This window comes from Cyanobium sp. ATX 6F1 (assembly GCF_024346315.1).
In the GTDB taxonomy this organism is placed as follows: Bacteria; Cyanobacteriota; Cyanobacteriia; order PCC-6307; family Cyanobiaceae; genus ATX-6F1.
Window position 1 is genome coordinate 277,391 of sequence record NZ_JAGQCS010000001.1, and the last position, 11,690, is coordinate 289,080.

Below are 11,690 nucleotides of genomic sequence, written 5' to 3' on the forward strand. Positions count from 1 at the left end.
TGTTCTCCTAAGAAATAGAGTCCTTCAGCCAGCCCTTAACCATATTGAGGTATACCACCAAAGCACCTAGATGATCGTCGTCGACGGCACGAGCTGTCTGCAAAATGAAATCACCGGAATAGCTGACGCGTTCAAGCTCTCCGAACACCATTGCGAAGTCTGCATCTCCTTGACCTAGAGGTACGCTCTCACCACCCCGCAAACGATCTTTGACATGAACATTCATAATGCGATCACCATAAACAGAAATCTCCTCATGTGGGTTCCATCCCAGAGAAGCGCTGTTACCCACATCGTAATTCACACCAAATGCTATAGATGGAAACTGACCAATCATTTCACCAAGCTCCTGGGGACCAAAGTCTGACTCAAAAAGTATTGAGATTTTCCTGTCAAGAAGCCAATAAGTCCAAGGCATTAAGTCGTCGAGAAGTGCGGATATCTGCTCATGGTTATCGATACTACCTGAATCTACCAGGGGAACAACTAGGAAGGAAACTCCCAACATTTCACACGCCTGTAGGACGTAGTTAAATTCGTTAAGCAAATGTCTCCTGATCGAGCCTTCCGCTTTCCAAAAAGGAGCCTGCATAAAGCAGTCTCCGGTCACCGAGGCGACTGTCAATCTCATTTCATCACTTAGATGGCGTATTGTGCTTCGGCCCGATGTACTCAACAGTGGATTCTCGTGAAGGCGCTCGTGATCGATAGTCCATTCAATAAGATCAAACCCTGCTTGGGAACCGCGAATAAATTCATCCTCCCAGCAGCTCCAAGGGAATGCCTGTATGCGGCCATCAACAAGCGGAGAAAGCCTACCTTGCATAAATCCAATCTTCCTCATTACAATCCCTTTGCTGTCCAGCCTCCATCAACAAAAATATCTTGGCCTGTGACATAAAGAGATGCGTCTGAGACAAGAAAAAGAATTGCTCCAACCAAATCCACAGGTTCCCCCCAGCGCCCGAGTATGGTTCGTTGAATTCTTTGCCTACGACGAGTCGAATCAGCATAGCTCTCAGCTGTCATTGCAGTTTTCACATATCCTGGTGCTAAGCAGTTGACACGTATTCCCATATCTCCCAGATCAACAGCCAGTGCTTTTGCTAATTGCCTGAGCCCGCCCTTGGCAGCCGCATACCCTGGATTTCCAGGGAATCCCAATGCTGAATTAACACTGGTAATGAAAACGATTGAAGCTGGGCCACTCATCCACTGAAGCGCCGAGAGTGTACAGCTATATGCGGCCAAAAGATTAGTCGAGATGGTTCTGGAAAAGTCGTCCATGTTTTGAAGGGCAGATTGTGAGGGATAAGTAACGCCTGCCGAGAAAACAAATGCATCAATATTTTTTCTCGAAGATGCAATGTCCGCACACAACGCCTGAAAAGCGCCACCATCTGTAAGGTCACAAACGCGATAGTCAAACACTTGAGATGATATCTGCTCACAGGCCGTTCGTCCACAGCCAATCACGTCACCACCTGCAGCTGATAGACCTTCCGCAAGCGTCGCACCGATGCCGCGTGAAGCACCCGCGACTAACACTGTCCTCCCCCGAAGATCAAACAAAGAAAAGGGAAAAGGGAGTCCACTGCTCGGCGAGGCAAAATGTGTATTGCCCTCATCAACACTCACACCGTCCATGACACTTCCTCGAGATCAGTAGAATAAGGAGTACCATCATCTCGGAAGCGCGTCACGATAGAGGGGCCACGATAGCCATCAGCATCAATCATTAGATTTATCATCAGCCTACTACCTCCCTGCTTGATTTCCTCAAGAGTGTCCATCAATGCCCTAGGGCTGTCGACGAGCCTGTATTTGAGCCCGAACGCGGAGGATAATTGTTCAAGATCAGGAGATGATAAACCGGAAGACGGTGAGGCTCCAAATTCCTCTCCAAAAGTGCGCAGCTGTGAACGGGATATCGACACATAGCCTCCATTGTTAAGCAAAATAATTGATATATCAAGCTCTGGATTGGCCTGAATAGTCGCCAATTCCTGGACATTGAGCATTAATCCGCCATCCCCCTCCAGGCAGACCACTCTGCCAACGCGAGCCGCCGCAGCGCCTACTGCTGTTGGGAGGCCAAGGCCCATAGACCCCAGAGAATGCCCACCGTAGATAATCCGATTACCGTTTGCAGGGCGGAAGAATCTTGCGATGCCTTCGATAGCATAACCAGACGCAGTTGTAACAAAAATCATATTAGACAAAGTATCTGTCAAAGCAAGGGAAATATTTCTAGCATTGAGGGCTCCGCCAGCACCAAGACACCTCATTTCATGACGCTCATCTTCCTGCTTCCAAGACAAACACTGAGAAAACCAGGCTTCATGTGCATCAACAGGCCCTGCTGCCATGGCCCTCAGCCAATCCAGTGCTTCTGATGCATCAGAATGACAACAATCAAGAAACTCAATCTTGGCAAATTTTTCCAACTCCAAACCATCGACATCAATAACAAGGCGATGCGCTCGCCTGCCAAATGCTGAAGGATTAAAACCAGTAGTCAACAAATCCAATCTAGCGCCAAGAAAAATTACTGCATCAGCATTCTGAAGTATTCTATTACTGTGGGTCGACGCCAATCCACCTGGGCATCCAAAATTTAGACCATGTCCTGAATCAAGCAAATCAGCACTAGGCCAACTGAATAGCGTCGGAACATTGAGTGTCTCAGCCAATGACCTTATACGATCTCGGGAAACACCTGAGATCCTGGTACCGTTCCCAATAAAGAGCACTGGACGTGAAGCCCCGCGCCAGTATGTCTGCAACCAATGGCCAGATCCTTCCGAAGGTGCCAGGCGTGTTGACCTATGGCCGTGGATAATCGAAATGATTAGATCAAGCCTAGATTTTGCATTGTCTACATCAATTGCCTGGAAATCTAATGGGACTTCAATAAGAACTGGGCCCATGCGTCCAGATACAGACTTGGCTAACACCAAGGCAAGGCTCTCATCATCAATCTCGGCAGGATCATAGCGGAGTACGCTCTTGGCGATTGGCCTAATCACATCCAAAGAAGGAACCTCCTGAGCGCCATGGCTTCTGAGGCCAAATCGATTGATATCTGCGGATTTAACCTGACCCGCCAGAATCACAACAGGAACTGAATCATGATACGCCGAGGCAATAGACGTAGCAATATTTGTCACGCCAGGTCCTGAGGTTACAATCGCCAAGCCTGGGCGAAGATAATCAAAAGCCTTTGCATAGCCATCAGCCGATGCAACACAAGCCTGTTCATGATTACAGTATAATAAATTAAGGCTAGAATTTGCTGCTGCATAATGAAGATGCGTGGCCATCCCACCTGTCAAGCAATATGCTGTATCCGTGCCAAGATTAATAACAGATTGAAGAAGAAATTCGGCTACATTCAATGCACAACTCCGAAACGGTAGGTTAGCGAATAAACCTCCAGCAATGCCTAGTCTAACAGGCTTGTGGATGATTTCCAAGGCAAAAACCAAACCATGAGCTTAAGCCCAAGCAAAGATGCAGAAATTATTATTTTGACCAAGAATCGACTAATGTAAAACAGGAAAATGACCGAGCATAAATAGCACATTATGGCTAGCGACTTGCGTCACTAGGAAACGTCTATTCTTTAATTCCCATATTTGCTGGAGGCACTTTCAAGATAGTGCATTTCTTGGCAATGCTCTGCATGTTCAGCCTCGTTCAAGGCCTCCCCGGGTAAAATTCATTAAGAAAGATATTTAAACTCACAATCCAAATCAGCTTTCATCGGCAGCATTCCTGCTCATAAAGGCATTTTTACTTGCCTTAACCATTCGTTATCCATCGAGCGCAGAGGAATCTTGAGGATTTTAACCATCGACCTCTGCCCAGAGATCCAAGTGAACTTGGGTAATGATGAAGAAATTTTCATGCCAATTCCCTCACCTCTTCGATAATGAGCCTAATTACTCAGCTTTGCAGGCTAGAATCCATTTCGGAATCAAGCCACCATTTTGAACAGCTGAATTACTTGAATATTATGCCAAGTTCCGAAGAACATCTCTACACTGATACATTAGGCCAAGAGCTCAGCGATGCACTTAGCGTCCTTTCCAGGCTAGGTGAATCAATTTCTGTACTCACCTCGATTGCCAAGTTGATTCTTGATGTCGATGAAGTGGGTCGTACAGTCTACCTCTGCGGCAATGGAGGCAGTGCTGCAGATGCCCAACACGTGGCGGCCGAGCTGATGGGGCGTTACCAGCTCAGTCGCCGACCGATTGCTGCAGTTGCATTGACCACCGATAGTTCCGTTCTTACGGCCATTGCCAACGACATAACCTTTGAAGAGGTGTTTGCACGGCAAGCCAGGGCGTTGGTCAAGCCGGGTGATTGCTTTGCAGCTATCAGTACGAGCGGGCAATCGAAAAATGTGTTGAGAGCGCTGCGAGTAGCGCGCAATCAAGGAGCGACAACGGTGGGCTTCACGGGGAGCAGAGGCATGGATATGGTCCCACTGTGCGACCATCTACTCATGGTTGATTCAACCAACACTGCAAGAATTCAGGAGAGCCACATACTTGCTTGGCATATGATATGCAAAATAATTGAGGAGCGGTTGATCCCCGAATGAAAATCTTTCTCGATTACAATCGTATGCAATGCTTGATCTGTCATGTTTCAGCGCTCGCAGCGAAGCCTATGAGCTTTTCGCTGGTGCCCGCCTGCCTTGCAACTTCCCCTAGTTAAAATATTTAGCGAATCACTACTGCTAACAACAAATACTTTAAAATGCCGATATAAAATACAAAGCCCGCAAGAGCCGTAAGCGTTAACTGCTATCGCCCCCTACATTAAGACCGCCACCATCACCAGGACCAGCGGGAAATCAAACAGCTCAAACAGGAGCTGCGCCGCAAGGAGAAGGCCCTGGCAGCTACCGATCCAGAACAAGCAGCCTTTCAGGTTTTAGTCTCTTGGTCATTCAAGGGGCTTTCTCCTTGCAAAAGCACCCCAGATTGCCCGGATCGCCTCAACGCCTCCTCCCCTGGGCTCTCCTTCCCCTGGCCGCCCTCGCCTGGTGGCCCACCTTCCTGAGCCTCTCGCTTCCTTCCGCTGATCAGGTCTGGGAACGCTTCGGCATTGGGAGCTCCTGCGTCGCTGAACGCTTCCAGCTGGGCTGGATCGGGCCTGGAAGCAGTCAGAATCTCGGTGCGTTCACCGGTTCTTTGGCCTCGACGGCCGTCACGGGCCTGAGTTGCCAACTTGCCCGCCACAGCCGCCTAGACCCGCTCCAAGCGTTCCTGATCCTAGGCCTTCTGCTCACGTTCGGCCTCACGGCCCTGGCCTGCCGCTGGGCTGGGTTTCGACCCGACACCAGCCTGATCACCGCCTTCCTGATCACCACGGCCCCCTGCGCCTTCTCCCGGGTGGGTCACCTCTCCCTGGCCACCCTCTGGGCTGTGATTCCTGGGCTGCTGGCCTGCCATGGCCTCTGGCGATCCATGGGCAGCCGACGCGAGCCCCTAACCCTGGCAGCAGCGGGGGCGATCGCCGCGCTGCTCTGCCTGCCCACCCAGGACTACTACGTGTTCTTCACCCTGCTGCTACTCCTCTGCTGTTTTGGCCTGTTGCTGCTGCTCGCCGCCACCCGCACGGTGGATCTGGGCCAGTTGGGATCCATTCTTGGCCGGGGGCTGCTGTTCAGCACCGGTTTTGTGGCAGTGCTGGTGCTGCTCTACGTACCCAAACTGATAATGGTGACCCAGGCGGACACGGCACCTCCAGCTTTCTGGGCCACCCCCCGCTATGCGATCGAACAGTTCCAATACGGACTGCTGCCCTTCACCTGGGTGATCCCCTCCCCCTGGGTGGTGGTGGTCCAAAAGGCTTTGGAGGACGGAGGAATCAGCACCGGAACGGAGAACTACTTCTGGTCCACGGGCAGCTTCCTGATTCCGATCGCCTGGGGGGTGGCGCTCTGGACCGTCGCTCGGGAGCGCCAGCGGCCGCCCCAGGTAGGCCCGCCCCTCCAGAGGAGCCATGGGCTGGGCCACAGGGACCTGCTGTTTTTCGCGCTTCTGCTCTTCATTACCACCTTTGTGGGCCTGTTCTGGATGACCATGGGGGGGCTGGGCACGCTCTTCGCCGTGGTGGTGAGCCCGGTTCTGCGCTCTCTCGCCCGCTTCACGGCCTTCGAGTACGGGGCCGCCGTGCTGATGCTGTGCGCGCTCCTCGACCGCTGCCTCGGGCTACACATCCAGGGCTCTGGGGCGGCGGAGCAAAAGCAATGAACACCCCCCGCCCGCAGACAATTGATCCGATCTGGGCTGGCTTTGGCCTACTGGCTCTCTGGATCGGCATAGAACTGCTTTCAAGCAGCCGCTGGTTGGAGCTCCCCTCGATCCAGCAGCACCACCAACTCCTAGAGACAGACAGCACCCACAAGACATCAAGTCCAAAACTCAGCGCCCTTCTATCTGAAGTGCCCTTGGCCGAGCGCAAGGTCTGGTTTGCGCCCTACACCACCTTTCCGGAAACTGGGGTAGTCGAAAGCCGCTTGCGCCAGGGGGTCTACGACACCTTCAAGACCTTTCCCGACTCCGGGATCAGCAGCAACTACGGAGCCTTCAAGCATAGCCCCGCGGACAGCCTGTTTACCCAGGCTTCGAGCCAGGGACTGGTGGCGGAGGCCCACCTGGCCCAGCGCCTCGGCTACCGCTTCTTCGCTCTGGATCTCGGGGCCGTCGAAGACCCAATAGAAGCACTTAAGTTATGTCGTCAAATCACCGGTTGCCAACACACGTCAGACGGCTATTCCCTGTATCCCATGAACCGGAAAGCCATTATATGGATCCGCTCCCTCGCAGCGTTTCAGCGCCGCATCCCGCTATTGCCACAGCAATCAGCATCTCCACGTTGGAATGGTTTGGTCTTTGCCCCCAACCAATGGTGGCTGCCAAAGGCAGAGTCTTTGAAGGCTGCCACCGGATCGATGCGGATACGAGCGCGGGCACTATGGGCATTGAGCCTCTATCGCTACGAGCCATCAGAGCTTCCGGCATCGGCGCGAGCCAATCTTGCCTCAAGGGAGCTATCTGTGAAAGCACTGCTCGGCCCTGGATTGAAAGGAGCGGATCTTTGCATAGCCTCGAAAGTGACCGCTACATCAAAGAACCGTTGCCAAATAGTTTCTTTGCGCTCCGGTGACGGGCCAGTCGAGATCACCCCTTGGTTATCGCAGGGGTCGGTTACACAAATTCAAGTGGAGGCCATATATGACAAATATGGCCTGCCGACCACGATGGAGCGACTTCCAAGTGTTGACAACAGCGAATTGCAACCATCTCCATTTTCACTAGCGATCACACCACTTCGGCTTCATTAACGCTGCAACGAGAGGGTTGTTGAATCGGACAGGGATCCTGAAGCCTTGATTGGAAATCTGGAAAGATCGCATGGCCGGATGGGCCTTGATTATCTTGTCCATTCCACATCTTGTACGTGTAAATAAGCCCTCCGGCTCATCTCTTGAAATGCCTCCTGGAGGTGATGAGACAGATCCGCCCCATCGAACAGACAACTGGCAAGAAATTCTGATTGTCGAGCAGCCTTGGCCGACCGAAGATCGTTGAGGTTTGCGCATAGGTTTATGACAATTCTGGCGTAGTCTTCTGGTGAAGATGCAACCCATCCCCCGCGATTGAGAGCCGAGACCAAAGACGAACTCATGCGCGCCGCCATGCAATCCCCCTTGATCGCCACAAGTGGCACACCCATCGCCAAGGCGTCGAACCCGGTAGTTGCACTGCTCCATGGCGTGGTGTCGAGAGCTAAATCGATTCGGTTGTAAGTGGCCATATGCTCCTCCCATGTGGCGGTAGCTGGAAGGAAGCCGATTCGCTTCTCCTCCACATCTAGCCCTCGAAGCGTGGAAAGGATTCTCTGCTGTAGGTGTAAATCTTCTGCATGGCGACCCTTAATCAGCAGGATCGCATTGGGCACGGCCCGCAGGGCTGCTGCCCAATGATTCAAGGTATCTTGTCGGACTTTGGTGAGTTGATTGAACGATCCGAACACAGGTTCTTCTCCCCAGGCCTGGGGGAGAGCAAGAGGCGGTCGTTTGGAGAAGGTACAAGCTAGCCAAGGGCGAGGCAAACGCCAGAGGGTCTCGCTGAAGACATCTTCGAACTCTGGCGGTCCGGTTTCGGAGTCGCAAATGAAATAATCAATCGCGTGCAATCCTGTTGACGCATGGAATCCAATATAGTGGCATTGAACCGGAGCGCATCGTTCGGCAAGAATCTGGATCCCTGAATCGGCCAGATATCCTGATGTTTCGACGATAATGTCATACTTATTCCTGAGCAGTAGGTCGCGGCATTCAGAGAGTGTGAGACCATCCAAGAAAACCTCCTCGCTCACCAGCGCTCCCATTGGCGAGGATGTCATCGATTGATTCCTGGTCAGAAAAATCAAATCGACCGAAAAGTCATTTCGGCTATAATGCCGGAGGAAGGAGTTGAGAAATAAGTTGTCGCAATGTCGGCCCAGAAAACCAATCCTCAATGGTCTGGCTTGCCCACTTACTAGTGCCCAAACCAGATCATAATGATCAGTGGCTGTTCGCACACCAATTTCGCGCCAATAGCGTTCAGAGGTCTCCAGAAGCAACTGCTGGTGTTCCCTGCCGCCGATCGAGTAACAGAACATGAGATTGGTGAATGAGAGCCAATCACCTGGGAGCAACTCAAGCGCACGATCGAAGCACTTAATGGCCTCATCTAGCAATCCGCGCAAGCGATGAATCCCACCTAGTGAACGCCAAGCCTCCGCTGAAGAAGGCTCAAGCCTAATGGTTTTAAGATAACCCTCAGCAGCCTGCTCTAGATCACCAATCTCCTCTAGCACCTCAGCAAGCAAGAGATGAGCTTTGGGCATATCTGGTTTGAGCAGCAAGACTCCAAGCAGAGCCATGCTTGCCTCCTCGAGCCTACCCTGTTCCTTGAGTATGTTCCCAAGGTTGAACTGGGCAACTGCTAGATCGGGTTGGATTTTCAGAGCGTTCTGGTAAGCGACCATGGCCTCGTCAAGGCGGCCCGCTGCCTTCAATCCGTTCCCAAGATTGTTGAGTGCCTCTGGATACTCCGGCCGGATGGACAGCGCTAGGCCATAGGCCTCAATGGCTTGAGAGTGATCACCGCGAGCGAGGAGATCATTACCGAGACAGTAATAGCTTGTGGCCTGCTTCTGATCTGAGACGTGATCGAGGCTATGCTCTTCTCCAGGATTCACAAAGACACCTCCCTAGTACATGTTTTTCGAGTTGATTGGGAGGGGCATTGCCAGCCGATACCTTCACCAAGAAAAGTCTCCATCTCCTTCCCATGGGACGACAGACCAGACACCATCATAATGTCGAAAACATAAAGAGAGTGAGCAGTACGGTCGTCGATTCAGCCACGTTGTACAGAGAAAACATCTCAGGATCCTCGTGAGCCCGTACCTAGTAACTTGGCCACTTCCTAATAAAGATCTGTCTTGACTGAAGCCACCTAGCTTGCTATCGCCTTGGCCGCGCTCCTCTCCTTTTATGTTTATAACACCACCATACGTCAACCGACCGCAAGATCATGACGGTTCTCCATGAGTACGTGGCATCGGCAACACCGCTGAAATGGATGTGCATTGGGCTTCCGGGTCAGCAAGGCCACTCCTTCAGCAAAGACTGCGTCTGAGAAATCCATGCAGAAACGGGGAGGCCTCGTTGCTGAGCTTGATGAAGCGAAGTCGCCTCATGCACGGTGTCGTCACTTTTTTTGGGGAGCGCCGAATCCCTCACCCTGCCCTGTGGGCGGAGGCGAACCATCCTCCCGACCAATGGTCCGCTTCAAGGAGGCGTATGAGGCCAAGGCCTGCAAAAGCTTGCCATCCCCACAGAAGTAGCCGACAGCGCACAGAGGCTGGCCTCCAGAGCGCCCATCAGCTTCTCTAGAAACTTGCCAAGGACGGCCTCATTGAGAGGCTGGCCACGATTCATGGTGTAGATGAAATTGACCGGAGGCTATCGGTGCTGGGATGACCGATCGGATGGTCAGGCCATCTACCCAGAGAAATAGCACCTTACGGCGGAGCCGCTCAACCCACAGCCTCTCAGAGTGAATCACATTGAAAGCCTGCAACAACGAGGCCAACACCAACTGCGCTGCCTTCACCACCGACGGCGCTCCTAATTAAGCATAAAAATCACAAAAGGTAGGATTAAGTCAATTGAGAGCCAGTGAGGCAGATCTACCAGCTTCCGAATCCGCTTAAGCGGGTAACGGGCCAGGATCCGCTCCTCAATCGAAACGCTTTCCGCAAATCCCAAGGGAGACTGACGTGAGGTACGGGCCAGCCTCTTTGCCGTGAAGGCACGGGAACCATGGCAAGATTAAAAAATGGTGAGAGCTCGTCGAGAAGCAGAGGTGACTGCCCTGATATCAAGCGGCACCTAAGGGCAGCTGAGAGGGTGTGCACGGGCTCTTTAACCGTCCGTTGACCCGAAAAAGCTAATGACTGCAGGGGTTTTGGCAGATATCTCATCCGAATCAACGCACCAAAGGATCTCAGTGCAGCAGGCTCCATCAGTGTGTGGATGACTGGACGCGCCCTCAGCATGAGCCTAGAATTGGAAAGAGCGATACCCAAAACCATGCGCACCAAAACCCAGTTGGCTCTCATCCGCAGCCTGCAGGCTCGTAGAAGGGCCACAGCCTCCGCATTCACTCTTGTCGAGCTGATGATTGTTGTGGCTGTGATCGGCATTCTCTCTGCTGTAGCCTTACCTCAATATCTGCAAGCACGTGTTCGGGCCGCGGCGGGTGCTGCGGTTGGCGAAGCCATCGGATTGGCTAAAGAATGCGCGGTAGCTCAGGCTTCTCAGCTCCCAGCCACACCGATTTCGGGAAAAATTTGCAATGGTTCAGCACCTGTCCTCTTTAACGCCACCTGGTCTGGTGGAACGACTGATGGAGTGAAGTGTTTGCAAGCAACGGCTGCATCTGCTGCCAGCTTTGTCGTCACAGCCTCTTCCAATGGCGGACTTAGCTGCGCCTAAGCGTTCGACAATCTTCCCTTAATAGTCTCACAAAGCCGCTTATATTTAAGCGGCTTTTTTGTACATTTTTCGAAAATATGAGCCACATGTGTTTTAACCTACCCAATGGTCATGCACGACTAGTATCTGCAAGCGATCACATTTTGCCTCTCAGCAGCACAAGGTATACTTGCTAGGAAGCATACAGCGCAGGGGATAACACATGTAAAATTCTTGAACATAATCCTTCGAGCCTATGCCTCCATCCAGCTAGTGTGGCGCTGATTTATTATCATTGAATGCTAAACCGTCCATAAATGTTGGTTGGCCACGTCCTTGAACAAACCAGATCAACGAAGATAGTTTAGTGTCGGCAAACAGGATCACAATGCAAGAATATTCTGACTTGAATTAATTAACACCATCCAATCTTCAGCATTGGCCAATCTATGCCAAGTTAATTTAGCGTGACATGAGGACAATTAGCGCCAAGCCTAATCGGGCAAGACAAATGATGATGACACGGAAGTCCTTGACGCCTATTATCATAAAATGAGCTGGTATTGGCTACTTCTGGTTTTTGACTCCAGCGAGTGCCAAGGGTGTTCTCATAAGCGAGAATGCCTGACTTTGC

Annotated in this window: 8 protein-coding genes; 4 read left to right on the forward strand and 4 right to left on the reverse strand. The window is 51.9% G+C overall.

Going from position 1 to position 11,690, the window contains the following annotated elements; translation table 11 throughout:
• Positions 1-7 precede the first annotated feature (7 nt).
• Genes KBZ13_RS01560 through KBZ13_RS01570 form a run of 3 tightly spaced genes read right to left on the reverse strand, consistent with a single transcriptional unit; the run spans position 8 to position 3,476 of the window.
• Positions 8-844: a sugar phosphate isomerase/epimerase family protein gene (locus KBZ13_RS01560; protein WP_315859586.1), complete on the reverse strand. Its 837-nt coding sequence runs from the start codon at positions 842-844 to the stop codon at positions 8-10.
• The gene (locus KBZ13_RS01565; protein WP_255005274.1) at positions 844-1,647 is read right to left on the reverse strand and encodes an SDR family oxidoreductase; all 804 of its coding nucleotides are present in this window, start codon (positions 1,645-1,647) and stop codon (positions 844-846) included. Before KBZ13_RS01565 ends, KBZ13_RS01560 begins: the two co-directional genes overlap by 1 nt.
• Positions 1,635-3,476 (reverse strand): thiamine pyrophosphate-binding protein, encoded by a 1,842-nt coding sequence (locus KBZ13_RS01570; RefSeq protein ID WP_255005275.1) that lies wholly within the window; start codon positions 3,474-3,476, stop codon positions 1,635-1,637. Before KBZ13_RS01570 ends, KBZ13_RS01565 begins: the two co-directional genes overlap by 13 nt.
• A gap of 542 nt (positions 3,477-4,018) precedes the next feature.
• Between KBZ13_RS01570 and KBZ13_RS01575 the strand changes: the two genes are divergently transcribed.
• From KBZ13_RS01575 to KBZ13_RS01585, 3 genes are all read left to right on the forward strand, one after another.
• Positions 4,019-4,612 (forward strand): SIS domain-containing protein, encoded by a 594-nt coding sequence (locus KBZ13_RS01575; RefSeq protein WP_255005276.1) that lies wholly within the window; start codon positions 4,019-4,021, stop codon positions 4,610-4,612.
• 385 nt (positions 4,613-4,997) lie between these two features.
• The gene (locus KBZ13_RS01580; protein WP_255005277.1) at positions 4,998-6,272 is read left to right on the forward strand and encodes a hypothetical protein; all 1,275 of its coding nucleotides are present in this window, start codon (positions 4,998-5,000) and stop codon (positions 6,270-6,272) included.
• The gene (locus KBZ13_RS01585; RefSeq protein WP_255005278.1) at positions 6,269-7,366 is read left to right on the forward strand and encodes a hypothetical protein; all 1,098 of its coding nucleotides are present in this window, start codon (positions 6,269-6,271) and stop codon (positions 7,364-7,366) included. Before KBZ13_RS01580 ends, KBZ13_RS01585 begins: the two co-directional genes overlap by 4 nt.
• 89 nt (positions 7,367-7,455) lie before the next feature.
• Here KBZ13_RS01585 and KBZ13_RS15685 read toward each other — a convergent pair whose 3' ends face one another.
• Positions 7,456-9,273: a tetratricopeptide repeat protein gene (locus KBZ13_RS15685; RefSeq protein ID WP_255005279.1), complete on the reverse strand. Its 1,818-nt coding sequence runs from the start codon at positions 9,271-9,273 to the stop codon at positions 7,456-7,458.
• A gap of 1,399 nt (positions 9,274-10,672) precedes the next feature.
• On the opposite strand from KBZ13_RS15685, the gene KBZ13_RS15690 reads away from it, so the two are divergent.
• Complete coding sequence (locus tag KBZ13_RS15690; protein WP_315859587.1) at positions 10,673-11,077, forward strand: type II secretion system protein; 405 nt, start codon at positions 10,673-10,675, stop codon at positions 11,075-11,077.
• Positions 11,078-11,690 lie beyond the last annotated feature (613 nt).